This is a genomic window from Escherichia sp. WS547, assembly GCF_046486065.1.
Classification (GTDB): Bacteria; Pseudomonadota; Gammaproteobacteria; order Enterobacterales; family Enterobacteriaceae; genus Escherichia; species Escherichia coli.
In genome coordinates this window covers 70,610-94,632 of record NZ_JBJQMA010000006.1, presented here as the reverse complement: position 1 = coordinate 94,632, position 24,023 = coordinate 70,610, and the positions used below count along the sequence as shown (strand labels likewise).

The window sequence follows — 24,023 nt, the reverse complement described above, 5'->3', positions numbered from 1 at the left end:
ATGCGACTATTTAACTGGCGACGTCAGGCGGCGTTAAACGCCATGCCACTGGTCAAACCTGACCAGGTACGTACACCGTGGCATGAATTCTGGCGACGATTTCGCCGTCAGCATATGGCGATGACCGCCGCATTATTCGTTATTTTATTGATTGTAGTGGCCATTTTTGCACGCTGGATCGCTCCCTATGACGCCGAAAATTATTTCGATTATGACAATCTGAATAACGGACCTTCTTTGCAGCACTGGTTTGGCGTCGATTCACTGGGGCGCGACATTTTCAGCCGTGTCCTGGTTGGTGCGCAAATCTCACTGGCGGCGGGTGTGTTTGCCGTGTTTATCGGTGCGGCGATCGGGACGTTGCTGGGCTTGCTTGCTGGATATTATGAAGGCTGGTGGGATCGGCTAATCATGCGCATTTGCGATGTGCTGTTTGCCTTCCCGGGTATTTTACTGGCGATCGCTGTTGTTGCGGTGTTGGGAAGCGGCATTGCTAACGTGATTATCGCTGTCGCCATTTTTTCCATCCCCGCGTTTGCCCGCCTGGTGCGCGGCAACACGCTGGTGTTGAAACAGCAAACCTTTATTGAGTCAGCACGCAGTATTGGTGCCAGCGATATGACCATTTTATTGCGTCATATCTTGCCTGGGACCGTCTCTTCTATCGTGGTGTTTTTCACCATGCGCATCGGCACCTCGATTATCTCTGCCGCCAGCCTGTCATTTCTCGGCCTCGGTGCGCAGCCGCCGACACCAGAGTGGGGAGCAATGCTCAATGAGGCACGAGCGGATATGGTTATCGCGCCGCATGTCGCTGTTTTTCCGGCCCTGGCTATTTTTCTGACCGTACTGGCGTTCAATTTGTTGGGCGATGGTTTACGCGATGCGCTGGATCCGAAAATTAAAGGATAGTTACGTTTGAATATTGCTTGAAAGGGTAATCACCTCACAGGAAATTATTGCCCTAAGCAAGTGTTGTAACTTTCTGCTGATTTTGTAGAATCGGGTAATTTGGTTAAAAAGCCGCAGCAAGGGACAATTTTTGCAGCGGCACAGCGTTCAGATAGTTATTTTGTTAAATGTATTAACATGCTGAGTTTATACGAAAAGATAAAGATAAGGCTGATAATTTTATTTTTATTGGCAGCACTGTCATTTATTGGTCTTTTTTTCATCATTAACTATCAACTGGTATCGGAGCGCGCGGTAAAACGTGCCGATAGCCGCTTTGAACTTATTCAGAAAAACGTTGGCTATTTCTTTAAAGATATTGAACGTTCGGCCCTGACATTAAAGGACTCACTGTATTTATTAAAAAATACAGAGGAGATTCAACGCGCCGTGATTCTTAAAATGGAAATGATGCCATTTTTAGACTCGGTGGGACTGGTACTTGATGATAATAAATATTATCTTTTTTCGCGGAGGGCGAATGATAAAATCGTTGTTTATCATCAGGAACAAGTAAATGGACCGCTTGTCGACGAGTCAGGGCGGGTAATTTTTGCCGATTTTAACCCATCGAAACGACCGTGGTCGGTGGCTTCAGATGACTCTAACAACAGCTGGAATCCGGCATACAATTGCTTTGATCGTCCGGGTAAAAAATGTATCTCTTTTACACTACACATCAACGGCAAAGATCATGATTTGTTAGCGGTGGATAAAATTCATGTCGATTTAAACTGGCGATATCTGAACGAGTATCTTGATCAAATCAGCGCTAATGATGAAGTTCTATTTTTAAAACAAGGCCATGAGATCATTGCCAAGAATCAACTCGCTCGTGAAAAACTAATTATTTATAATAGCGAAGGTAATTATAATATTATTGATTCTGTCGATACTGAATATATCGAAAAAACTTCAGCGGTGCCAAACAACGCATTATTCGAAATCTATTTTTATTATCCTGGTGGTAATTTATTGAACGCATCAGATAAACTTTTTTATCTGCCGTTTGCTTTCATTATTATCGTATTGCTGGTGGTTTATTTAATGACCACTCGTGTGTTCCGTCGGCAATTTTCTGAAATGACAGAGCTGGTTAATACGCTGGCGTTTTTGCCTGACTCAACGGATCAAATCGAGGCTCTGAAAATTCGCGAAGGCGATGCGAAAGAGATTATCAGCATCAAAAATTCGATCGCGGAAATGAAAGATGCCGAAATTGAACGGTCAAATAAATTGCTCTCACTGATCTCTTACGATCAGGAAAGCGGTTTTATTAAAAATATGGCGATTATTGAGTCCAACAATAATCAGTATCTGGCTGTGGGGATCATCAAACTGTGTGGTCTGGAAGCCGTGGAAGCGGTGTTTGGTGTTGATGAACGCAATAAAATCGTCAGGAAATTGTGTCAGCGAATTGCCGAGAAATATGCGCAATGCTGCGATATCGTGACATTCAATGCCGATCTCTATTTACTTCTGTGCCGGGAAAATGTACAGACATTTACCCGTAAAATAGCGATGATAAACGATTTTGACAGCAGCTTTGGCTACCGCAATCTGCGCATCCATAAGTCTGCCATTTGTGAACCTTTGCAGGGAGAAAACGCCTGGAGTTACGCAGAAAAACTGAAACTGGCGATTTCCAGTATCCGTGACCATATGTTCTCAGAGTTTATTTTCTGTGATGACGCGAAACTCAACGAAATAGAAGAGAATATCTGGATTGCGCGTAATATTCGCCATGCAATGGAAATTGGCGAACTATTCCTCGTCTATCAACCGATCGTTGATATTAACACCCGCGCCATTCTGGGCGCGGAGGCGTTGTGCCGTTGGGTGTCTGCGGAGCGGGGGATCATTTCACCGCTAAAGTTCATTACCATTGCTGAAGATATCGGGTTTATCAATGAGCTGGGTTATCAGATTATTAAAACGGCAATGGGTGAATTCAGACATTTTAGTCAGCGTGCGTCGCTGAAGGATGATTTCTTACTGCATATTAATGTTTCGCCCTGGCAGTTAAACGAACCACACTTTCATGAGCGTTTTACCACCATCATGAAAGAAAATGGCCTGAAGGAGAACAGCCTCTGTGTTGAGATCACTGAAACCGTGATCGAGCGAATTAATGAACATTTTTATCTCAATATTGAACAACTGCGTAAACAAGGGGTACAGATATCGATTGATGACTTTGGCACCGGTTTGTCAAACCTGAAACGTTTTTATGAAATTAATCCAGATAGCATAAAAGTGGACTCACAATTTACCGGCGATATTTTCGGTACTGCGGGAAAAATTGTGCGCATTATTTTCGATCTGGCACGCTATAACCGGATCCCGGTGATTGCGGAAGGCGTAGAGAGCGAAGACGTTGCGCGCGAATTAATCAAATTAGGATGTGTTCAGGCTCAGGGGTATCTGTACCAGAAACCCATGCCATTCTCCGCCTGGGATAAAAGTGGAAAATTAGTAAAAGAGTAGTTTACGTATGTCCAGAATCAATAAGTTCGTACTTACAGTCAGTCTGCTGATTTTTATCATGATTTCAGCAGTTGCCTGCGGGATCTACACTCAAATGGTAAAGGAACGGGTGTATGGCCTGAAACAGTCCGTTATTGATACTGCTTTTGCGGTGGCAAATATTGCTGAATATCGGCGTAGCGTGGCAATTGATCTCATCAACACGCTAAACCCCACGGAGGAACAGCTGTTGGTTGGTTTGCGCACAGCTTACGCCGACTCGGTTTCACCCTCTTATTTGTACGATGTCGGTCCTTATCTGATTTCCTGACGAATGTATTCAGGTAAAGGAGTTCGAGAAAAATTATTGTGCAGATATTATGCAGATTGTGAAGTATCGACATGTCAAAAATACAGGGTTTATCTCTTTTGACGGTAAAACCTTCGTCTATTACCTCTATCCGGTAACTCATAATCGTAGTCTGATATTTTTGCTTGGTCTGGAGCGTTTTTCTTTACTGTCAAAATCGCTGGCGATGGATAGCGAGAACCTGATGTTCTCTCTGTTTAAGAACGGTAAACCGGTGACCGGTGATGAATTTAATGCTAAAAACGCCATCTTCACCGTTTCGGAAGCGATGGAGCACTTCGCCTATTTGCCGACCGGATTGTACGTATTTGCGTATAAAAAAGATGTTTATTTGCGGGTCTGTACATTGATTATTTTCTTTGCCGCATTGGTGGCAGTGATTTCGGGTGTCAGTTGCCTCTATCTGGTACGCAGAGTGATTAATCGTGGTATTGTGGAGAAAGAAGCCATCATTAATAACCATTTTGAACGCGTACTGGATGGCGGGCTTTTCTTTTCGGCTGCCGATGTCAAAAAACTCTACAGTCTGTATAACTCGGCGTTCCTGGATGACCTGACCAAAGCAATGGGCAGAAAATCCTTTGACGAAGATTTAAAAGCGCTGCCGGAAAAAGGCGGTTATTTGTGCCTGTTTGACGTCGATAAATTCAAAAACATCAACGACACTTTCGGTCATTTGCTGGGCGATGAAGTGTTGATGAAAGTGGTGAAAATCCTTAAATCACAGATCCCCGTAGATAAAGGTAAAGTCTACCGCTTCGGCGGTGACGAATTTGCGGTGATTTATACGGGTGGAACGCTGGAAGAGTTGCTATCGATTCTAAAAGAAATTGTTCATTTCCAGGTGGGAAGCATTAATTTAAGCACCAGTATCGGTGTAGCGCATTCAAATGAATGTACTACCGTCGAACGCTTGAAAATGCTGGCGGATGAGCGGCTGTATAAGAGTAAGAAAAACGGCAGGGCGCAGATTAGCTGGCAGTAGAATTAGAATAGTGTTAGTACCCCTTAATCAAGGGGTACTAATGAATGTGGTAAATCATTTGCAAACATTTTACTTTGCAAAAACTTCCGGCCCTTTTATTGCCAATGTATTCAAAATACGTAATGCCGGGCCGCTCGGTTTTATTTCATTACGTTCCCATTTCGAGACACTTTCTTTTGACATTCCCATTGTATGTGCCAGCACGGATTGTGACATGCCGTATCGGGTGCGGATGGCTTTGATCTCTTCACCCGTCATTGATTTGACTTTGGCTATACGGGCGCTGACTTCACGAGCTTTGACCATGACGGCAATGGCATCAACTTCACTATCAGACATCAGGCCCAGTGCATTCAGTTCCTTTGCATCTTCCAGCATCATTTGTAATTTATCGCTCATTTTTCACCTCAATCAAAAAGCCAGTTTCGATCAAATCCTCTATTTGCTTATTGCTAAAGGCCAGAAATGCATTTGCCATTTTTTTGTAGGCCGCCAGTTCATCATCTTCGATTTCTTTGGTTCCTTTACTGCTTAGACCACTCTTGGACCAACCATCATAAAAAAACACATGATTTGCTGATTTAAAAAAGATAATTGTTCTGGCTCCACCACTCTTTCCTTGTTGGAGGGGTAAACGTTTTTTGATGACACCGCTACCTAAATCAGCCTCCCATATGCCCTGCATCACTTCTTCAGCGGCAGCCATGAGAACTTTATCGTGAATACCAAGTTTTTTCGTGCTTTGGCTGAATCGTCTTGCCTTATACACACCCATACATCCATCCTTGTGGTAATGTTTACTATAGTAACCATTACGCTTATTTCAAGTAATTGCGATCAAAACTTTAATTTGGTGTGAAAAAGTGAGAGTTGCCTCGAGTACGATTCATTTTTCTCGATTTATGCGTCAGGGGATTTTGTGCGTAAGGGTAGGACATCGGGAAGGGTAGCAGAGGCAGATCGAAGAACAATATCCTTGTTAGATCTGCCTTAAGATTAATTAAACCCGGCTACCCCACAAATCGTACTCATCGGCGTGCTCGACTTTCACACGCAGGATATCACCCGGCTTAACGTTGGTTTCACCATTGAGATAAACCGCTCCGTCGATTTCCGGTGCATCTGCCATGCTGCGACCAATCGCGCCTTCTTCGTCCACTTCGTCGATAATCACCAGAATTTCACGGCCCACTTTCTCTTGCAGGCGCTCGGCGGAAATCTGCTGCTGCAGCTGCATGAAACGGTTCCAGCGTTCTTCTTTCACTTCTTCCGGAACCTGGTCAGGCAGGGCATTGGCGTCTGCACCTTCAACCGGGCTGTATTTAAAGCAGCCAACGCGATCCAGACGCGCTTCTTTCAGGAAGTCGAGTAGCATCTGGAAATCTTCTTCTGTCTCGCCAGGGAAGCCGACAATAAAGGTTGAGCGTAGGGTCAGTTCCGGGCAGATTTCGCGCCACTGTTTGATGCGCGCGAGTTGGCGATCTACAGAACCCGGACGCTTCATCAGTTTGAGAATGCGCGGGCTGGCGTGCTGCAACGGAATGTCCAGATACGGCAGGATTTTGCCTTCTGCCATCAGTGGGATGACGTCGTCCACATGCGGATAAGGGTAAACGTAGTGCAGACGTGTCCAGATCCCCAGTTTCGATAACTGTTCGCACAGGCTGACCATGCTGGTTTTTACCGGCTCGCCGTTGTGGAAGCCAGTACGATGTTTAACATCGACGCCATAGGCGGAAGTATCCTGCGAGATCACCAGAATCTCTTTAACGCCCGCATCAACCAGACGTTTCGCTTCACTTAACACTTCGCCAATCGGACGGCTCACCAGGTCGCCGCGCATAGACGGAATAATGCAGAAGGTGCAGCGGTGATTACAGCCTTCAGAAATTTTCAGATAGGCATAATGACGCGGCGTCAGTTTCACGCCTTGTTCTGGCACCAGGCTCAGGAATGGGTTGTGTTTCGGTTTTGGCACGTAGTGATGAACGTGCTCCAGAACCTGCTCATAGCTATGAGGCCCGGTGATTTCCAGCACTTTCGGGTGGACTTCGCGGATCTGATCTTCTTTTGCCCCCAGACAACCGGTCACAATTACCTTGCCGTTTTCATTCAACGCTTCACCAATGGCTTCCAGTGATTCTTGTACCGCGCTGTCAATAAAGCCGCAGGTGTTGACGATCACCATGTCCGCATCGTCATAGCTCGGTACCACGTCATAACCTTCAGTGCGTAGTTCGGTGAGAATACGCTCTGAATCGACAAGGTTTTTCGGACAGCCAAGGGAAACAAAGCCGATTTTCGGCTGGGGAGTTACTTTGCTCATAGCTTAAAAAATATTCAGTTACAGGAAAGGTCAGGGCAGGGATTCTACAGAGTTCTGGATAAAATTTGTATCGCAATCTCATTCGCTGGCGGAGGAGAAGGAAATGTAAATTTTGTTAATTCGGCGTGAAGAATTGATCCTGGACAGCATTTTGCTCAAAAAATAGCCATACTATTTAATTGCAATAAGGCTGGAAAGAGGAGGATCGAAGTATGTTCGTTGACAGACAGCGAATCGATCTGCTGAACCGGTTGATCGACGCACGCGTTGACCTCGCCGCATACGTGCAACTGAGGAAGGCAAAAGGATACATGTCCGTCAGCGAAAGCAATCATCTACGAGATAACTTTTTTAAACTGAATCGCGAACTGCACGATAAATCGCTGCGGTTGAATCTTCATCTGGATCAGGAAGAGTGGAGTGCTCTTCATCATGCTGAAGAAGCATTAGCGACAGCCGCAGTATGTTTGATGAGTGGGCACCATGATTGCCCGACTGTTATTACCGTCAACGCCGATAAGCTTGAAAATTGTCTGATGAGCTTAACGCTGAGTATCCAGAGCCTGCAGAAGCACGCCATGCTTGAGAAGGCCTGAAAACTAAGGGGGAGAAAGCGTCTCCCCCTTCATGTTTAAGTTTTTGTAAAAATGAATTTGTTATCTCCTCCACTGACTACGCTTTAAGCCAGAGTCAATCCGGAGGCGTTATGCATCGACAATCCTTTTTCCTTGTGCCCCTTATTTGTCTTTCTTCCGCTCTCTGGGCGGCTCCTGCAACGGTAAATGTCGAAGTACTGCAGGACAAACTCGACCATCCCTGGGCGCTGGCCTTTTTACCCGACAATCACGGTATGTTAATCACTCTGCGCGGCGGCGAGTTGCGTCACTGGCAAGCAGGAAAAGGATTATCTGCGCCGCTTTCCGGAGTGCCGGAAGTTTGGGCGCACGGGCAGGGTGGCCTGCTGGATGTGGTTTTAGCGCCTGATTTTGCTCAGTCTCGCCGCATCTGGTTAAGTTATTCCGAAGTTGGCGATGATGGCAAAGCCGGAACTGCTGTGGGTTATGGCCGCTTAAGTGATGATCTCTCAAAGGTGACCGACTTCCGCACCGTCTTTCGCCAGATGCCAAAACTGTCTACCGGCAACCATTTTGGCGGGCGGCTGGTATTCGACGGTAAAGGTTATCTTTTTATTGCTCTGGGCGAAAACAATCAGCGCCCGACGGCGCAGGATCTGGATAAATTACAGGGCAAACTGGTGCGTCTGACCGACCAGGGCGAAATCCCGGATGATAATCCTTTTATAAAGGAATCCGGTGCGCGCGCCGAGATCTGGTCTTATGGCATTCGTAATCCGCAAGGAATGGCGATGAATCCGTGGAGTAATGCACTATGGCTGAATGAACATGGCCCGCGCGGTGGCGATGAAATTAATATCCCGCAAAAAGGCAAAAACTACGGCTGGCCGCTGGCAACCTGGGGAATCAACTATTCAGGCTTTAAGATACCGGAAGCGAAAGGGGAGATCGTCGCCGGGACCGAGCAACCTGTTTTTTACTGGAAAGATTCGCCCGCCGTGAGCGGCATGGCCTTCTATAACAGCGATAAATTCCCCCAGTGGCAGCAAAAATTATTTATTGGCGCGCTGAAAGATAAAGATGTCATTGTGATGAGCGTCAACGGCGACAAAGTGACAGAAGATGGCCGTATTTTAACGGACAGAGGGCAGCGAATTCGTGATGTTCGCACTGGACCCGACGGTTATTTATACGTTCTCACCGACGAGTCCAGTGGGGAATTACTTAAAGTTAGCCCACGCAATTAGCTAACGGGAATCATCACCACTTTGCGCACTGCGGGGCGTTCAGTGAGTTGCTGATACCAGCGTTGCAGATTTGGACGCGGTGTCCAGGTCAGGCCAACGTTAAACAAATTGTAGATGAACGGAGCGATAGCGATATCGCCCACACCAAACTCGTCGCCAGAGAACCATTTTACTTTTGCCAGTTCCGCATCGAGCAGGGCAAACAGGGCGTCGCACTCTTTACAACTGGCATCAATGGCGGCCTGATCGCGCTCTTCCGGTGGTGTTCTGACTAATCCCATCAGGATCCCGCGATGAGCATTACTGAGCGTCTGGTTTGCCCAGTCCATCCATTTTTCTGCTTCCGCACGACGTGCCGGTGAGTCGATCCACAGGCGTTTTTGCCCGTACTGTGCCGCCAGATAGCGGACAATGGCGTTTGATTCCCAAAGAATGAGATCACTTTCGTCGTCACGCAACAACGGCACCAGCCCGTTAGGGTTCATCGCCAGAAAATCAGCATCGTGATTTATCCCAAACTCACGGCCCGCGAGAATTTGCTCATAAGGTAGTTCCAGTTCTTCGAGCGTCAGCAATACTTTTTTTACGTTGGTTGAATTATTCCGACCCCACAGCGTAATCATACTCACCCCTTTTCCGACAGGCAGCCACAGGCTGAACAGGACTCCGATGGTGAAGTAAAGTTAACTTTTAAGCAACAGCTGGCAAAAAAATGACACCAGAAGCAGCGAAGCGGCAGGATATTGCATAAACTTTAAAAACTTTACCAACTTACGGTTTCTTTAAGTTTGTGTGTGCGTTATTAATCACCGAACTTATCATACGGCGATATAACGTATTTTTTTTGAATGGATACTCGGGTGGCATTTATGACGCAATACTCCTCTCTCCTTCGTGGTCTTGCAGCGGGTTCTGCATTTTTATTCCTTTTTGCCCCAACGGCATTCGCGGCGGAACAAACCGTTGAAGCGCCGAGCGTGGATGCGCGTGCATGGATTTTAATGGATTACGCCAGCGGTAAAGTGCTGGCAGAAGGCAATGCGGATGAAAAACTGGACCCCGCGAGCCTGACTAAAATCATGACCAGCTATGTGGTTGGGCAGGCGCTTAAGGCCGATAAGATTAAACTCACCGATATGGTGACGGTCGGTAAAGATGCCTGGGCGACGGGAAATCCGGCACTGCGTGGTTCATCGGTAATGTTCCTTAAACCGGGCGATCAGGTTTCGGTGGCAGACCTGAACAAAGGTGTAATTATCCAGTCCGGTAATGACGCCTGTATTGCGCTGGCCGATTACGTTGCCGGGAGCCAGGAGTCATTTATTGGTCTGATGAATGGTTATGCCAAAAAACTGGGTCTGACCAACACTACCTTCCAGACGGTGCACGGTCTGGATGCGCCGGGGCAGTTCAGTACCGCGCGCGATATGGCATTGCTGGGTAAAGCATTGATCCACGATGTGCCGGAAGAGTATGCCATTCATAAAGAGAAAGAGTTCACCTTCAACAAAATTCGACAGCCTAACCGTAACCGTCTGCTATGGAGCAGCAATCTGAATGTTGATGGCATGAAGACAGGAACCACGGCAGGCGCGGGATATAATCTGGTTGCTTCGGCTACCCAGGGCGATATGCGTTTGATCTCCGTAGTACTGGGTGCGAAAACTGACCGTATCCGTTTTAATGAGTCTGAGAAATTATTGACCTGGGGTTTCCGCTTCTTTGAAACCGTGACGCCAATTAAACCTGATGCCACCTTTGTGACTCAGCGCGTCTGGTTTGGTGATAAGAGCGAAGTGAATCTCGGGGCAGGCGAAGCGGGCTCAGTGACCATACCGCGTGGGCAGCTGAAAAACCTGAAAGCGAGCTACACGTTAACGGAACCGCAGCTTACCGCACCGCTGAAAAAAGGTCAGGTTGTCGGCACCATTGATTTCCAGCTTAACGGTAAATCCATTGAGCAGCGTCCGCTGATCGTGATGGAAAATGTGGAAGAGGGGGGATTCTTTGGTCGGATGTGGGATTTCGTGATGATGAAATTCCATCAGTGGTTCGGCAGCTGGTTCTCTTAATCTTCTGATAACCGGATGGCGCGAAACGTCATCCGGTTATACGTCATTAATACATCAACTTAATACGCTGCGTCTGCGCGTACTTCACATATTCATCTTCCGGGCAACAATCGCTCACCATAATATCAAAGCGTTTCAGGTCACCCATGCGCGCCGGACGCACCTTGCCAAATTTACTGTGGTCGACAACCAGCACATGCTTTTGCGCCATCGACATGGCCCAGTGTTTTACCGGCAACTCTTCAAGATTAAAACAGGTAGCGCCCTTACTGACATGCACCCCCGCCGCGGAATAAAAAGCGATATCCGGGCAAAAATTATTCAGCGTTTGCTGAAAATCGATGGGTTTGAAAATGGCGTTGCTGGCGTGAAATTCACCACCGCAAAGAAACGCGCGGCAATGAGGTTTCTCTTTCAGTGCCAGAAAGGTATTTAGCGAATAACAAACGGCGGTGAAAGGGATTTCATTATCAATCGCTTCAATAATCCACGGTGTGGTGGTGCCACAGTCAAAAAAGAGGGTCTGATCGGGTTCTACCAGCGTCGCAGCCAGTTTTGCCGCCCGGCGTTTTTCTTCCACCAGGCGGGATTTTTGATCGCTTAACAGATAATGGCTGGCACTGCGCGGTTCCAGAACAATATAGCCGCCGAGCAAAACGACGGGCGCACTGTGGTTGTTCAGATCGCGACGAATCGTCATCTCCGAAACCCCAAGCAGGGCGGCGGCGTCTTTAAGATGTAACTTATCGCTGCGTTTTAATTCTTGCAGCAGCTGCCCGATACGCTCTTCGCGACGTGTTTCCATAATCCCTCTGAATAGTTATTGAAGCGAGCCGCTCAATACTACACTTTTTAGCAGAGATCAGTCACGCACCCAGCCTTTGCGGATCGGTAATGCAAAACAGAAGCGATACCACGATTGCAGACGTTGATAGAGTTTATGCCCCATCGCTTGCCAGATAATCTGGGCGCTAAGGCAGCCAATCATACCTGCCAGCAATCCACCGAGCATATCCAGCGGCCAGTGGACGCCAAGATAAACGCGCGACCAGGCAATGACGACGGCCAGCACCATTAAAAGTGAGCCGGACCACAGGCGATGCCAGCATAAAAATGCCAGTGCAAAGGTGAAAATCACCGTACCGTGATCGCTCGGGAATGAGTCATCCGCCGCATGATGCAGGAAGTTATAGCCGATATTTTCGACAAAGGGGCGGTCGTGCGGAAAAAGATGCCCCATCGTCCAGGACACAAACAGGCTGACCGCCAGCGCAATAGCGATTTTTATCACCAGTTGCCGTTGTGCTGTAAGCCCCCACAACCAAAGTATCGCGGCCAGCAACGGCACCACGGTAATCAAATCTTTAGCAATAAAAATCGCCAACGAGATCATCCACGGAGCCGAGTCTGGCGTCGCGTTAATAAGAGAGAATAGAGAGAGATTCAAATTTTCCAGCATAACTTCCCGACGCAAAGTGATTAAAAGGGAGCCAATACAGGCAAGTCGTTGAGAATAAAGTGCAGGTTAAACTGGGTAAAGCGGCATCGTCTTATTTCCCTCAAGCGGCCTGTTTACGGTGGGTGATTGTAACGGGCATAGGTTAAATAAAACTTAAAGAAAGCGTAGCTATACTCGCAATAATGTAAGAATGTGCTTAACCGTGGTTTCAGCTACAAAATTCGCTTTCTCGTTAGCTGCGCTTTTATTAAACTTTGCGCGATTATTATTGGCGAAGAAATTGCATGCAAAATAAATTAGCTTCCGGTGCCAGGCTTGGACGTCAGGCGTTACTTTTCCCTCTCTGTCTGGTGCTGTACGAATTTTCAACCTATATCGGCAACGATATGATTCAACCCGGTATGTTGGCCGTGGTGGAACAATATCAGGCGGGCATTGATTGGGTTCCTACTTCGATGACCGCATATCTGGCGGGCGGGATGTTTTTACAATGGCTCCTGGGGCCGCTGTCGGATCGTATTGGTCGCCGTCCGGTGATGCTGGCGGGAGTGGTGTGGTTTATCATCACCTGTCTGGCAATATTACTGGCGCAAAACATTGAACAATTCACTTTGTTGCGCTTCTTGCAGGGCATAAGCCTCTGTTTCATTGGCGCTGTGGGATACGCCGCAATTCAGGAATCCTTCGAAGAGGCGGTTTGTATCAAGATCACCGCGCTGATGGCGAACGTGGCGCTGATTGCTCCGCTACTTGGTCCGCTGGTGGGCGCGGCGTGGATCCATGTGCTGCCCTGGGAGGGGATGTTTGTCTTGTTTGCCGCATTGGCAGCGATCTCCTTTTTCGGTCTGCAACGAGCCATGCCTGAAACCGCCACGCGTATAGGCGAGAAACTGTCGCTGAAAGAACTCGGTCGTGACTATAAGCTGGTGCTGAAGAACGGTCGCTTTGTTGCGGGGGCGCTGGCGCTGGGATTCGTTAGCCTGCCGTTGCTGGCGTGGATCGCTCAGTCGCCGATTATCATCATTACCGGTGAGCAGTTGAGCAGCTATGAATATGGCTTGCTGCAAGTGCCTATTTTCGGGGCGTTAATAGCGGGTAACTTGCTGTTAGCGCGTCTGACCTCGCGTCGCACCGTACGTTCGCTGATTATTATGGGCGGCTGGCCGATTATGATTGGTCTGTTGGTCGCTGCTGCGGCAACGGTTATCTCATCGCACGCGTATTTATGGATGACCGCCGGGTTAAGTATTTATGCTTTCGGTATTGGTCTGGCGAATGCGGGACTGGTGCGATTAACTCTGTTTGCCAGCGATATGAGTAAAGGTACGGTTTCTGCGGCGATGGGGATGCTGCAAATGCTGATCTTTACCGTCGGTATTGAAATCAGCAAACATGCCTGGCTGAACGGGGGCAACGGACTGTTTAATCTCTTCAACCTTGTCAACGGAATTTTGTGGCTGTTGCTGATGGTTATCTTTTTAAAAGATAAACAGATGGGAAATTCGCACGAAGGGTAAAAAAATGCCTGATTGCTTTGTGCGATCAGGCATTCTCGAATTAATGGTGATGGTCGTCAATCTGGTGTTCGATAACCATCCCTTCACCTACGCTGGCAAGATGGCGAACATAAGGATGCGGGCGGTAAGCCGGAGCTGGCGCAGGAGCCACATAGACGGTTTGCGGCACAGTCGCGACGCTGACCGCTTGTGGAACGCTGACTGAATCAGGAACCACAACCACTTTGTATCCACTCGGCACATCGACGGTGACACTTTGCGCCATCGCCACACCAGTAAAGCCCATTAAAAGCGCGCCCAACAGTAGACAATTTTTCATAATCATTTCGCCTGAAATAATGCAGCGGGTTAATTTCCGCGAATTATGCAGCCTTCATTCAGGTATTGTGTTGCCGGGCGTGCTGCCGTTTTATTGGTTAAATGGCGCTTCGTGTTTAAGCACTTTATCGATCACATCCAGTACGCCTTCACGGTTATTGGAGCCTGCCCGGTATTTTGCCGCTGCGACGACCGCGCTGCCGGCATTTTCCATTGCAAAACTAAAGCCTGCTTGACGCAGCATCTCAATATCGTTACCGCCATCGCCAAAGACCACCACTTCGCTGTCGTCTATTCTCCATAATTTCTGCAGTTGGCGAAGGCCATTGGCTTTATGTACGCCGGGGATAATCAGATCGATGCTGCCGTTGCCGGTGTGGACCGGCACCATAATATCGCCGATGGCCTCATGTAATGCTTTTTGTACTTGTGGAATCAGTTCATCGGAAAGATTCAGACCAAACTTAAAGAAGATATCTTCTAAGTTGTCAAAGTTATCGACGTATTCCAGACGGTGATAATACATTTCCGCCACCGTTTTCATGGCATCGTCATATTTTTTGAGGGTATAGGCACTATTTTTTCCGCAGGCAATAATTTCCACTTCCGGGCGCGTCAGCAAATGTTCCACGACAGTAGCAAACGCATCCTTCGACAGCTCGCCATTAAAAACATCTTTGCCTTCGCTCACTACCCAGCCGCCGTTTTCAGCCACGAAGGCTATTTCATTAGCAATTTCAGGAAAGAAAGAGATCAACTGATAATATTGATTCCCGCTGGCGACCACAAAGCGAATGCCTTGTGCTTTCATTTGCTGATACTGAGCCATAAACCGCTCACGGTTATAGGTTTTTTGATCGCTTAAGAAAGTACCATCCATATCTACCGCAATTAATTTAATGCTCATCAACTATTCTCCATCGCCGTCTGCGTTTTGGTATCGGGTTTGGCGACGGCTTTCGCGACAATAGCCGCGAGAATAACCAGCGCCAGTACAACCAGCATTGCACTACGTAATCCATAATGTTCGCCGAGATAGCCCAGCAGCGGCGGGCCGACGAGGAAGGCCAGATAACCGGTCGTTGCTACCACGCTGACGCGGGTCGGTGCATCGGGGCCGGTATCGCTGGCGGCAGAAATGGTCAGTGGGAAGCCCAGCGAGGCACCCAGTCCCCAAAGTACAACAGACACCCCAGCGACCCAGGCGCTATCGACAAAAATAATCAGCCCAATACCCAACGCTCCCATTAGTGCACTGGCCCGAACCACGGCAACGCGACTGTAACGGTCGATGAACCAACCGCCGGTAAAGCGTCCAACAGTCATCCCCAGGGTAAAACCGGCATAAATCAGCGAGCCGGAAGTAGGGCTAAAACCGTGACCGTCAACCATTAATAAGGGTAACCAGTCGTTGGCAGAACCTTCGGCAAAGGCCATCGCCAGCACCACAACACCAATCAGCAGCAACTGGATATCCCGATAAAAAGGTACGCCTTTTTCACCATGCTGGGTGCCATCGGCAGCATTTTTGCCCGTACCGTCAGGGATTGCCTGAATGGCGATATAAATAGGCGCGATGCCTACCAGCGCCGCCAATAAAATGTGCACTGTTGCCGGAACGCCAAAGGCCGTCAGTGCCATCCCGACACCAGCGCCTGCCAGCGTGCCCAGGCTATAAAAACCGTGCATCATCGGCAAAACCGTCTTATTCATTTCTCGCTCAACGGCAGCACCTTCAACGTTTATCGCCACTTCCGCAGAACCAAAACTTGCCCCAAAGACGCCGAGACCAACGGCAAAGAGCAGGGGCGATGTCAGCCAGAGTGCCAGACTTAATATCATCATCCCGATCAATGCGCAGGACATCGTGACCAGGATGACATTACGTGTCCCAAAGCGTTTCACTAACCACGCCGAGCAGAGAATACCGCTCATCGAACCGATCGACAGACCAAAGAGAACACCGCCCATTTCAGCGATCGAAACAGAAAGAATATCGCGGATAGCAGGCGTACGGGTTGCCCAGGACGCCATTAACAGGCCCGGCAAAAAGAAGAACATAAACAGCGCCCAGGTTCGGCGTTTCAATGCATTACGTGAAGAATTTACGGTCATAGATCACGTCAAAATAAGAAGAGGGAAGACAACATTAGCAAGGTTGTGTACATTTGTACACAATTGCAGAGAGAGGAAATGACATGCGTCGCGCTAACGATCCGCAACGGCGAGAAAAAATTATCCAGGCCACGCTGGAGGCGGTGAAACTTTATGGAATACATGCTGTTACGCACCGCAAAATTGCTACCCTTGCCGGGGTACCGTTGGGGTCGATGACCTACTATTTTTCAGGAATTGATGAGTTGTTGCTTGAGGCGTTCAGCAGTTTTACTGAGATCATGTCCCGGCAATATCAGGCATTTTTTAGCGATGTTAGTGATGCTACGGGCGCATGCCAGGCTATCACCGATATGATCTACAGCTCACAGGTTGCAACGCCGGATAACATGGAGCTGATGTACCAGCTCTACGCGCTGGCTAGCCGAAAACCGCTATTAAAAACGGTAATGCAAAACTGGATGCAGCGCAGTCAGCAAACGCTCGAACAATGGTTTGAACCCGGAACCGCCCGCGCGCTTGATGCGTTTATTGAGGGGATGACGCTGCATTTTGTCACCGACCGTAAGCCGCTATCGCGCGAGGAGATTTTGAGGATGGTTGAGAGGGTTGCAGGGTAGTAGATAAGTTTTAGATAACAAAAAACCCACCAACCTTGAACCGAAATGGCGGGGTTGATGGGCTCCACAAAATGGGGACATCAAAGAAAAGCAGTGGCACTAATTAAGACTGATGCCCTGCGGAAAAGTTCTGCGGTTGTGCAAAAAAATTTCATTTTCAGGGCAACTTCAGTTTTATCCTAATCCTGGCCATACCATGACGATGATTGTCCCTGCCAGCGTCAGCAGGACGTTGGCGATTGCGTAGGTGCCCGCATAGCCCAGCGCCGGGATATTACTGCGAGCTGTATCACTGATGATCTCCATTGCCGGCGCGCAGGTGCGTGCGCCCATCATTGCGCCGAACAACAGTGCGCGGTTCATTCGCAATACATAAGCACCGAACAAGAAGCAGATAACCACTGGCACCAGACTGACAATCAATCCGGCAATCAACATTTGACCGCCAATCGCGCCCAGGCCGTTATTAATACCGCTACCGGCGCTCAGACCAACGCCTGCCATAAACACCATCAAGCCGAACTCTTTCACCATGCTTAATGCACCTTGCGGAATGTAACCGAAGGTCGGGTGGTTAGCACGCATAAAGCCCAGCATAATTCCGGCGAATAACAACCCGGCAGCGTTCCCCATGCCGAAACTGAATGTGCTGAACTGGAAGGTGATCATCCCGATCATCAGCCCAATCACAAAGAAGGCGCAGAATGCCAGCAAGTCAGTGACCTGGCTGTGAATCGAGATAAAGCCGATGCGATCGGCGATGGTTTTTACCCGGCGGGCATCGCCGCTGACTTGTAAAACGTCACCTTTGTTAAGCACGACGTTGTCATCAATCGGCATCTCAATCTGGCTACGTATGACGCGGTTAAGGAAGCAACCGTGATCGGTCAACTTCAGTTGTGCCAGGCGTTTGCCAACAGCGTTATGGTTTTTAACGACCACTTCTTCAGTGACGATACGCATGTCGAGAAGGTCACGATCGAAAACTTCTTTGCCATTACGGAAACTGGGATCGAGTCGGGCGTGGGCGTCAGGATAGCCTACCAACGCTATTTCATCGCCCATTTGTAGTACGGCATCACCGTCTGGATTTGCCAGAATCCCGTTACGCCGAATACGTTCAATGTAACAGCCAGTTTGTCGATAAATACCCAGTTCACGCAGATTTTTGCCGTCGGTCCAGGCTACCAGCTCCGGGCCGACGCGGTAGGCGCGGATCACCGGTAAATAAACCTTACGGTTGGCATCAGTGTCCAGGCCACGTTCGCGGGCGATTTGCTGGGCGCTGGTCTGTAAGTCCTGATGCTGCAATTTCGGCAAGTAACGCGCACCAACAATCAAACTCACCAGACCGATTAAATAGGTTAAGGCATACCCGAGGCTCAGATTATCCAGTGCCAGTGAGAGCTGCCTGTTTTCCATGCCGGAATGACGCAGTGTATCGCCAGCACCGACCAGAACCGGTGTCGACGTCATAGAGCCTGCTAACATACCGGCCGTCAGGCCAATATCCCAGCCAAACAGCTTACCTAACCCTAAGGCGATCACCAGCGCACTGCCAACCATCACCAGTGCTAACATTAGGTAATTTTTCCCATCGCGAAAAAAAATGGAAAAAAAGTTCGGTCCGGCTTCGACCCCGACGCAGAAAATAAACAGCATAAAGCCAAGATTAAGCGCGTCGGTGTTAATGCTGAAATGTTGTTGGCCTAATAACAGCGATACGACTAAAACGCCAATGGAATTACCCAGTTGGATCGAACCAAGTCGTAATTTCCCGAGACATAGCCCAAGCGCGAGGACCACAAATAATAACAGAATGTAATTCCCATTTAACAATTCGGCGACGTTTATATTCACGGAGGCTAACTTCTTGTTTACTAGTAAGCTGTTGAAAGAAATGGTAATTTACGATAATGTTTTTTACCAGAATTCAGGGCGCAGATTCATTCAGCGCACCTAAACGATAGTAAAGTAACAATATATTTTACTAGTGTAATCACATTAGGTATCAACGGCTATATGAATTGCGTTGGCCTATATTAGCATGGAATGCGAAGCGGCTTTATCTTACTGAACGCCACACTGGCGAAAAATGTGTTCGATAGACGCAGTGTCAGGAGGAACGAGTGAAACATAAACAACGTTGGGCGGGGGCAATCTGCTGTTTTGTCCTCTTCATTGTGGTGTGCCTTTTTCTGGCGACGCACATGAAAGGCGCTTTTCGGGCTGCCGGGCATCCTGAAATCGGCTTGCTGTTTTTCATTCTTCCTGGAGCAGTTGCCAGCTTCTTTTCACAGCGTAGAGAAGTCCTGAAACCTCTGTTTGGCGCAATGCTGGCGGCACCCTGTTCCATGCTTATTATGCGGCTGTTTTTTTCACCGACGCGCTCATTCTGGCAAGAGCTGGCATGGTTATTAAGTGCGGTGTTCTGGTGTGCGCTGGGGGCATTGTGTTTCTTATTTATCAGTAGTTTGTTTAAACCACAGCACAGAAAAAATCAATAAAGCCCTCAACGCGAGGGCTTGTCAGACGATCAGGCGTCCAGATTCTCTTTCACCCATGCAGCAAAATCGGTATAGCCGCCGATATGTTGCTGATCGACAAAAATCTGCGGCACGGTTTCTACGGGTTTACCTGCCTTTTGTTGTAGATCTTCTTTAGTGATCCCTTCCGCACGAATATCTACATACTGATACTGAAAATCATCGCGTTCATTGCTCAATTTCTCAGCCAGATCTTTTGCACGCACACAGTAAGGGCAACCCGGACGACCAAAAATAACGGTTTGCATTATTTCTCTCCTCATAGATTTATGCCTGTAATGATCACGCTAAAATGTATTCGCTGAAAGTAGGTTTAACCTGTTGCATTAATTGCTAAAAGCTATAACTGTTAAACACAATACAGTGAAAAGTTTTAGACTGAAGGCTCACTTTGCAGAGGGAAGCGTATGCGCGCGATCGGTAAATTGCCTAAAAGCGTGTTGATACTGGAATTTATCGGAATGATGTTGCTGGCGGTGGCGCTGCTGTCGGTAAGCGGCTCCCTGTCGCTGCCTGAGCCATTTTCTCGGCCAGAAGTGCAGATTCTGATGATTTTTCTCGGTGTTTTGCTCATGCTTCCCGCTGCGGTGGTGGTTATTCTTCAGGTGGCAAAACGTCTTGCCCCACAGCTGATGAACCGTCCACCGCAATATTCACGTTCAGAAAGAGAAAAAGATAATGACGCCAACCATTGAACTTATTTGTGGCCATCGCTCCATTCGCCATTTCACTGATGAACCCATTTCCGAAGCGCAGCGTGAGGCGATTATTAACAGCGCCCGTGCGACGTCTAGTTCCAGTTTTTTGCAGTGCAGTAGCATTATTCGCATTACCGACAAAGCGTTACGTGATGAATTAGTGACGCTGACCGGCGGGCAAAAACACGTAGCGAAAGCGGCGGAGTTTTGGGTGTTCTGTGCCGACTTTAATCGCCATTTACAGATCTGTCCGGATGCACAACTTGGCCTGGCGGAACAACTGTTGCTCGGTGTCGTTGATACGGCAATGATGGCGCAGAATGCATTAACCGCAGCGGAATCGCTGGGATTGGGTGGGGTATATATCGGCGGCCTGCGCAATAATATTGAAGCGGTGACGGAACTTCTGAAATTACCGCAGCATGTTCTGCCGCTGTTTGGGCTGTGCCTTGGCTGGCCTGCGGATAATCCAGATCTTAAGCCGCGTTTACCGGCCTCCATTTTGGTGCATGAAAACAGCTATCAACCGCTGGATAAAGACGAACTGGCGCAGTATGACGAGCAACTGGCGGAATATTACCTCACACGTGGCAGCAATAATCGCCGGGATACCTGGAGCGATCATATCCGCCGAACAATCATTAAAGAAAGCCGCCCATTTATTCTGGATTATTTGCACAAACAGGGTTGGGCAACGCGCTAAAACCGCCACGCCGATGTATGATACGCGGGCTTTTGACCAGGTCTGACAGAGAGGTGCAGGGTGAAAATTGCCATATTGTCCCGGGATGGAACGCTCTATTCGTGTAAGCGGCTGCGTGAAGCCGCTATACAGCGCGGTCACCTGGTTGAAATTCTTGACCCGCTTTCTTGCTACATGAACATAAATCCTGCGGCGTCTTCTATTCACTACAAAGGCCGCAAGTTACCCCATTTTGACGCAGTGATCCCGCGTATTGGCACCGCCATTACCTTTTATGGGACGGCGGCACTGCGCCAGTTCGAGATGCTGGGGAGCTATCCGCTCAATGAGTCGGTCGCCATTGCCCGGGCGCGTGACAAATTGCGTTCCATGCAACTGCTGGCGCGTCAGGGCATCGACCTGCCTGTCACGGGCATTGCGCATTCGCCGGATGATACCAGCGATTTAATCGACATGGTCGGTGGTGCGCCGCTGGTGGTCAAGTTGGTTGAAGGCACGCAGGGAATTGGTGTCGTGCTGGCGGAGACGCGTCAGGCGGCCGAAAGCGTGATTGACGCTTTCCGCGGTCTGAACGCGCATATTCTGGTGCAGGAATATATCAAAGAGGCGCAAGGGTGCGATATCCGCTGTCTGGTTGTTGGCGATGAAGTGGTCGCTGCGATTGAACGGCGGGCGAAAGAGGGCGATTTTCGTTCCAATTTGCATCGTGGCGGCGCGGCAAGCGTCGCCAGTATCACACCACAGGAGCGTGAAATCGCGATAAAAGCCGCGCGAACGATGGCGCTGGATGTTGCTGGTGTAGATATTTTGCGTGCTAATCGCGGGCCGTTGGTGATGGAAGTGAATGCGTCGCCGGGGCTGGAAGGAATAGAAAAAACCACCGGTATCGACATCGCGGGTAAAATGATCCGCTGGATCGAACGCCACGCTACGACGGAATATTGCCTGAAAACGGGTGGTTAGTCGCAATCACATTACTGATCATGGTTTTGCCTGCGCTTTTTGCGTAAGCTGTGCCGGTCTTTTTATCGAAAGAGGTTGTACAAAATTATGACATCGCTGGTCGTTCCTGGTCTGGATACGCTGCGTCAATGGCTCGATGACCTGGGGATGAGTTTTTTTGAATGTGATAACTGTCAGGCTCTGCATCTGCCCCATATGCAGAATTTCGACGGTGTCTTTGATGCCAAAATCGATCTGATCGATAACACGATCCTGTTTTCTGCCATGGCGGAAGTCCGACCTTCAGCCGTATTGCCCCTGGCGGCAGATTTATCTGCCATCAATGCCAGTTCGCTGACCGTGAAAGCATTTCTTGATATGCAGGATGATAATCTGCCAAAGCTGGTGGTTTGCCAGTCTTTATCCGTTATGCAGGGCGTAACCTATGAGCAGTTTGCATGGTTCATGCGTCAGAGCGAAGAGCAGATTTCGATGGTCATTCTTGAAGCTAATGCCCATCAACTGCTGTTACCGACTGACGATGAAGGGCAAAACAACGTTACCGAAAACTATTTCCTCCACTGATAACTCCTTTCGAGTACGCAGTCGCTGCCGCAGTGACTGCGTGCTGAAAAATTATCTGCTGTTTTTAACCTTTTCTTAAAGATTATTTCACTTCTCTTGTGCCGATTTGGCTTTATCACATAGAGCAAATACGCATAAAAATTTGTTAAATACCGTTTTTTAATCCGAGCTATAGTCTCAAACCCTGGCTAAAGTTATTCTTGCGATGCTTTTATATAGCGAGCAGTGCTGGCCGGGAGAGAGTTCTCTTTTCTTACACCGCGCCGATAAAAAATATGCACGTTTATTGCATATCTTTCAGTGTGACAACTTTTGTTCGTTTGTTAACGAACTTTCAGAAGGAAAGAGATATGACCGCCTTAAATAAAAAATGGCTATCGGGTCTGGTTACGGGTGCTCTGATGGCCGTCTCTGTCGGCACGCTCGCGGCTGAACAAAAAACACTTCACATTTATAACTGGTCTGATTATATCGCCCCGGACACGGTGGCCAATTTTGAAAAAGAAACCGGTATTAAAGTCGTCTACGATGTTTTCGACTCTAACGAAGTACTGGAAGGCAAATTAATGGCGGGTAGCACCGGCTTTGACCTGGTGGTGCCGTCAGCAAGCTTTCTTGAACGCCAGTTGACTGCGGGAGTTTTCCAGCCGCTGGATAAAAGCAAATTGCCGGAGTGGAAGAATCTCGATCCGGAGCTGCTGAAGTTGGTTGCCAAACACGATCCCGACAATAAATTTGCTATGCCCTATATGTGGGCGACGACCGGGATTGGCTATAACGTTGATAAAGTTAAAGCGGTGCTGGGCGAAAACGCGCCCGTCGATAGCTGGGACTTGATCCTCAAGCCTGAAAATCTGGAAAAACTGAAAAGCTGCGGCGTCTCTTTCCTTGATGCACCGGAAGAAGTGTTTGCTACCGTGCTGAATTATCTCGGTAAAGATCCCAACAGCACTAAAGCAGATGATTACACCGGACCGGCAACCGATCTGCTGTTAAAGCTGCGCCCGAACATTCGTTATTTCCATTCATCTCAATACATTAACGACCTGGCAAACGGCGATATCTGCGTCGCTATCGGCTGGGCAGGCGATGTCTGGCAGGCGTCAAACCGCGCGAAGGAAGCGAAGAATGGTGTGAATGTCTCGTTCTCGATTCCAAAAGAAGGGGCGATGGCGTTCTTTGATGTCTTCGCCATGCCTGCGGATGCCAAAAATAAAGACGAAGCCTATCAGTTCCTGAATTACCTGCTGCGCCCGGATGTGGTGGCACATATCTCTGACCATGTGTTCTATGCCAACGCCAATAAAGCAGCTACGCCGCTGGTGAGTGCGGAAGTGCGTGATAATCCAGGGATTTATCCTCCGGCGGACGTTCGTGCGAAGTTGTTCACTCTGAAAGTGCAGGATCCAAAAATAGACCGTGTGCGCACCCGCGCGTGGACCAAAGTGAAGAGCGGAAAATAATCCGCAGTCGTAGATGCCGGACGGGCGCACCACACCCGCCGGCAATTCGCACCATTATGGTGCGC

Annotated in this window: 24 protein-coding genes and 1 pseudogene; 14 read left to right on the top strand and 11 right to left on the bottom strand. The window is 48.6% G+C overall.

Annotated elements, in window-relative coordinates:
- From gsiD to ACJHWK_RS07385, 3 genes and pseudogenes are all read left to right on the top strand, one after another.
- Window positions 1–912 carry a glutathione ABC transporter permease GsiD gene (gene gsiD, locus ACJHWK_RS07395; protein ID WP_001236019.1) on the top strand — a complete coding sequence of 304 codons (912 nt, stop codon included), beginning with the start codon at window positions 1–3 and terminating at the stop codon, window positions 910–912.
- Window positions 913–1,089: 177 nt separating this feature from the next.
- Window positions 1,090–3,438 (top strand): EAL domain-containing protein, encoded by a 2,349-nt coding sequence (locus ACJHWK_RS07390; protein ID WP_021523051.1) that lies wholly within the window; start codon window positions 1,090–1,092, stop codon window positions 3,436–3,438.
- A 7-nt stretch (window positions 3,439–3,445) separates the two neighbouring features.
- A pseudogene (locus ACJHWK_RS07385) lies at window positions 3,446–4,772 on the top strand (diguanylate cyclase).
- 69 nt (window positions 4,773–4,841) lie between these two features.
- Here ACJHWK_RS07385 and ACJHWK_RS07380 read toward each other — a convergent pair.
- The 3 genes from ACJHWK_RS07380 to rimO all read right to left on the bottom strand — a co-directional run bounded on the left by ACJHWK_RS07380 (window position 4,842) and on the right by rimO (window position 7,098).
- Entirely contained in the window at window positions 4,842–5,171 is a 330-nt protein-coding gene (locus ACJHWK_RS07380) for a helix-turn-helix domain-containing protein (RefSeq protein ID WP_001280945.1), read from the bottom strand.
- Window positions 5,161–5,547, bottom strand: coding sequence for a type II toxin-antitoxin system RelE/ParE family toxin (locus tag ACJHWK_RS07375; protein ID WP_000539521.1), 387 nt, complete (start codon window positions 5,545–5,547; stop codon window positions 5,161–5,163). Before ACJHWK_RS07375 ends, ACJHWK_RS07380 begins: the two co-directional genes overlap by 11 nt.
- A gap of 225 nt (window positions 5,548–5,772) precedes the next feature.
- A complete protein-coding gene (rimO, locus tag ACJHWK_RS07370) occupies window positions 5,773–7,098 on the bottom strand; it encodes a 30S ribosomal protein S12 methylthiotransferase RimO (RefSeq protein WP_000049367.1) in 1,326 nt (441 codons plus the stop codon).
- A gap of 212 nt (window positions 7,099–7,310) precedes the next feature.
- Between rimO and bssR the strand changes: the two genes are divergently transcribed.
- Window positions 7,311–7,694 carry a biofilm formation regulator BssR gene (gene bssR, locus ACJHWK_RS07365; RefSeq protein ID WP_000497137.1) on the top strand — a complete coding sequence of 128 codons (384 nt, stop codon included), beginning with the start codon at window positions 7,311–7,313 and terminating at the stop codon, window positions 7,692–7,694.
- A 110-nt stretch (window positions 7,695–7,804) separates the two neighbouring features.
- Entirely contained in the window at window positions 7,805–8,920 is a 1,116-nt protein-coding gene (gene yliI / locus ACJHWK_RS07360) for an aldose sugar dehydrogenase YliI (protein WP_000555050.1), read from the top strand.
- Here yliI and gstB read toward each other — a convergent pair.
- Window positions 8,917–9,543 carry a glutathione S-transferase GstB gene (gstB, locus tag ACJHWK_RS07355; RefSeq protein ID WP_001295292.1) on the bottom strand — a complete coding sequence of 209 codons (627 nt, stop codon included), beginning with the start codon at window positions 9,541–9,543 and terminating at the stop codon, window positions 8,917–8,919. The genes yliI and gstB overlap by 4 nt on opposite strands.
- A gap of 246 nt (window positions 9,544–9,789) precedes the next feature.
- Between gstB and dacC the strand changes: the two genes are divergently transcribed.
- Entirely contained in the window at window positions 9,790–10,992 is a 1,203-nt protein-coding gene (gene dacC / locus ACJHWK_RS07350; RefSeq protein ID WP_000195961.1) for a serine-type D-Ala-D-Ala carboxypeptidase, read from the top strand.
- A gap of 46 nt (window positions 10,993–11,038) precedes the next feature.
- Here dacC and deoR read toward each other — a convergent pair whose 3' ends face one another.
- Both deoR and ybjG read right to left on the bottom strand, forming a co-directional pair.
- Window positions 11,039–11,797, bottom strand: coding sequence for a DNA-binding transcriptional repressor DeoR (gene deoR / locus ACJHWK_RS07345; protein ID WP_000450119.1), 759 nt, complete (start codon window positions 11,795–11,797; stop codon window positions 11,039–11,041).
- 57 nt (window positions 11,798–11,854) lie between these two features.
- A complete protein-coding gene (gene ybjG / locus ACJHWK_RS07340; RefSeq protein ID WP_001309379.1) occupies window positions 11,855–12,451 on the bottom strand; it encodes an undecaprenyl-diphosphate phosphatase in 597 nt (198 codons plus the stop codon).
- Between the two features lie 284 nt (window positions 12,452–12,735).
- Here ybjG and mdfA point away from each other — a divergent pair, with 284 nt between their 5' ends.
- Window positions 12,736–13,968, top strand: coding sequence for a multidrug efflux MFS transporter MdfA (mdfA, locus tag ACJHWK_RS07335; protein WP_001308516.1), 1,233 nt, complete (start codon window positions 12,736–12,738; stop codon window positions 13,966–13,968).
- 40 nt (window positions 13,969–14,008) lie between these two features.
- On the opposite strand, the gene ybjH is transcribed toward mdfA, so the two are convergent.
- The 3 genes from ybjH to ACJHWK_RS07320 form a co-directional block, all read right to left on the bottom strand.
- Window positions 14,009–14,293 (bottom strand): protein YbjH, encoded by a 285-nt coding sequence (gene ybjH, locus ACJHWK_RS07330; protein ID WP_000605480.1) that lies wholly within the window; start codon window positions 14,291–14,293, stop codon window positions 14,009–14,011.
- Window positions 14,294–14,377: 84 nt separating this feature from the next.
- Complete coding sequence (ybjI, locus tag ACJHWK_RS07325) at window positions 14,378–15,193, bottom strand: 5-amino-6-(5-phospho-D-ribitylamino)uracil phosphatase (RefSeq protein ID WP_001522686.1); 816 nt, start codon at window positions 15,191–15,193, stop codon at window positions 14,378–14,380.
- Window positions 15,193–16,401 (bottom strand): MFS transporter, encoded by a 1,209-nt coding sequence (locus ACJHWK_RS07320; protein WP_000217859.1) that lies wholly within the window; start codon window positions 16,399–16,401, stop codon window positions 15,193–15,195. Before ACJHWK_RS07320 ends, ybjI begins: the two co-directional genes overlap by 1 nt.
- A gap of 83 nt (window positions 16,402–16,484) precedes the next feature.
- Here ACJHWK_RS07320 and rcdA point away from each other — a divergent pair, with 83 nt between their 5' ends.
- A complete protein-coding gene (gene rcdA, locus ACJHWK_RS07315; RefSeq protein ID WP_001366257.1) occupies window positions 16,485–17,021 on the top strand; it encodes a DNA-binding transcriptional regulator RcdA in 537 nt (178 codons plus the stop codon).
- 174 nt (window positions 17,022–17,195) lie between these two features.
- On the opposite strand, the gene ACJHWK_RS07310 is transcribed toward rcdA, so the two are convergent.
- The gene (locus tag ACJHWK_RS07310; protein WP_001522730.1) at window positions 17,196–18,881 is read right to left on the bottom strand and encodes an aspartate:alanine antiporter; all 1,686 of its coding nucleotides are present in this window, start codon (window positions 18,879–18,881) and stop codon (window positions 17,196–17,198) included.
- A gap of 269 nt (window positions 18,882–19,150) precedes the next feature.
- Here ACJHWK_RS07310 and ACJHWK_RS07305 point away from each other — a divergent pair, with 269 nt between their 5' ends.
- Window positions 19,151–19,528, top strand: coding sequence for an inner membrane protein YbjM (locus tag ACJHWK_RS07305; RefSeq protein WP_000681108.1), 378 nt, complete (start codon window positions 19,151–19,153; stop codon window positions 19,526–19,528).
- A gap of 29 nt (window positions 19,529–19,557) precedes the next feature.
- Here the strand turns inward: ACJHWK_RS07305 and grxA are convergent, their stop codons facing one another.
- Window positions 19,558–19,815 (bottom strand): glutaredoxin 1, encoded by a 258-nt coding sequence (grxA, locus tag ACJHWK_RS07300; protein WP_001195231.1) that lies wholly within the window; start codon window positions 19,813–19,815, stop codon window positions 19,558–19,560.
- 159 nt (window positions 19,816–19,974) lie between these two features.
- On the opposite strand from grxA, the gene ACJHWK_RS07295 reads away from it, so the two are divergent.
- The 5 genes from ACJHWK_RS07295 (at window position 19,975) to potF (ending at window position 23,958) form a co-directional block, all read left to right on the top strand.
- The gene (locus ACJHWK_RS07295) at window positions 19,975–20,262 is read left to right on the top strand and encodes a DUF1418 family protein (RefSeq protein ID WP_001201580.1); all 288 of its coding nucleotides are present in this window, start codon (window positions 19,975–19,977) and stop codon (window positions 20,260–20,262) included.
- Window positions 20,246–20,968: a nitroreductase NfsA gene (gene nfsA, locus ACJHWK_RS07290; RefSeq protein WP_000189134.1), complete on the top strand. Its 723-nt coding sequence runs from the start codon at window positions 20,246–20,248 to the stop codon at window positions 20,966–20,968. The genes ACJHWK_RS07295 and nfsA overlap by 17 nt, the downstream gene beginning before the upstream one ends.
- 60 nt (window positions 20,969–21,028) lie before the next feature.
- A complete protein-coding gene (gene rimK / locus ACJHWK_RS07285; RefSeq protein WP_000684321.1) occupies window positions 21,029–21,931 on the top strand; it encodes a 30S ribosomal protein S6--L-glutamate ligase in 903 nt (300 codons plus the stop codon).
- 87 nt (window positions 21,932–22,018) lie between these two features.
- Window positions 22,019–22,495: a YbjN domain-containing protein gene (locus ACJHWK_RS07280; RefSeq protein WP_001522733.1), complete on the top strand. Its 477-nt coding sequence runs from the start codon at window positions 22,019–22,021 to the stop codon at window positions 22,493–22,495.
- 350 nt (window positions 22,496–22,845) lie between these two features.
- The gene (gene potF, locus ACJHWK_RS07275; protein WP_000126102.1) at window positions 22,846–23,958 is read left to right on the top strand and encodes a spermidine/putrescine ABC transporter substrate-binding protein PotF; all 1,113 of its coding nucleotides are present in this window, start codon (window positions 22,846–22,848) and stop codon (window positions 23,956–23,958) included.
- Window positions 23,959–24,023 lie beyond the last annotated feature (65 nt).

Coding starts and splice junctions, on each gene's coding strand:
- gsiD (WP_001236019.1), top strand. CDS start 1: ATGCGACTATTTAACTGGCGACGTCAGGCGGCGTTAAACGCCATGCCA.
- ACJHWK_RS07390 (WP_021523051.1), top strand. CDS start 1,090: ATGCTGAGTTTATACGAAAAGATAAAGATAAGGCTGATAATTTTATTT.
- ACJHWK_RS07380 (WP_001280945.1), bottom strand. CDS start 5,171: ATGAGCGATAAATTACAAATGATGCTGGAAGATGCAAAGGAACTGAAT.
- ACJHWK_RS07375 (WP_000539521.1), bottom strand. CDS start 5,547: ATGGGTGTGTATAAGGCAAGACGATTCAGCCAAAGCACGAAAAAACTT.
- rimO (WP_000049367.1), bottom strand. CDS start 7,098: ATGAGCAAAGTAACTCCCCAGCCGAAAATCGGCTTTGTTTCCCTTGGC.
- bssR (WP_000497137.1), top strand. CDS start 7,311: ATGTTCGTTGACAGACAGCGAATCGATCTGCTGAACCGGTTGATCGAC.
- yliI (WP_000555050.1), top strand. CDS start 7,805: ATGCATCGACAATCCTTTTTCCTTGTGCCCCTTATTTGTCTTTCTTCC.
- gstB (WP_001295292.1), bottom strand. CDS start 9,543: ATGATTACGCTGTGGGGTCGGAATAATTCAACCAACGTAAAAAAAGTA.
- dacC (WP_000195961.1), top strand. CDS start 9,790: ATGACGCAATACTCCTCTCTCCTTCGTGGTCTTGCAGCGGGTTCTGCA.
- deoR (WP_000450119.1), bottom strand. CDS start 11,797: ATGGAAACACGTCGCGAAGAGCGTATCGGGCAGCTGCTGCAAGAATTA.
- ybjG (WP_001309379.1), bottom strand. CDS start 12,451: ATGCTGGAAAATTTGAATCTCTCTCTATTCTCTCTTATTAACGCGACG.
- mdfA (WP_001308516.1), top strand. CDS start 12,736: ATGCAAAATAAATTAGCTTCCGGTGCCAGGCTTGGACGTCAGGCGTTA.
- ybjH (WP_000605480.1), bottom strand. CDS start 14,293: ATGATTATGAAAAATTGTCTACTGTTGGGCGCGCTTTTAATGGGCTTT.
- ybjI (WP_001522686.1), bottom strand. CDS start 15,193: ATGAGCATTAAATTAATTGCGGTAGATATGGATGGTACTTTCTTAAGC.
- ACJHWK_RS07320 (WP_000217859.1), bottom strand. CDS start 16,401: ATGACCGTAAATTCTTCACGTAATGCATTGAAACGCCGAACCTGGGCG.
- rcdA (WP_001366257.1), top strand. CDS start 16,485: ATGCGTCGCGCTAACGATCCGCAACGGCGAGAAAAAATTATCCAGGCC.
- grxA (WP_001195231.1), bottom strand. CDS start 19,815: ATGCAAACCGTTATTTTTGGTCGTCCGGGTTGCCCTTACTGTGTGCGT.
- ACJHWK_RS07295 (WP_001201580.1), top strand. CDS start 19,975: ATGCGCGCGATCGGTAAATTGCCTAAAAGCGTGTTGATACTGGAATTT.
- nfsA (WP_000189134.1), top strand. CDS start 20,246: ATGACGCCAACCATTGAACTTATTTGTGGCCATCGCTCCATTCGCCAT.
- ACJHWK_RS07280 (WP_001522733.1), top strand. CDS start 22,019: ATGACATCGCTGGTCGTTCCTGGTCTGGATACGCTGCGTCAATGGCTC.
- potF (WP_000126102.1), top strand. CDS start 22,846: ATGACCGCCTTAAATAAAAAATGGCTATCGGGTCTGGTTACGGGTGCT.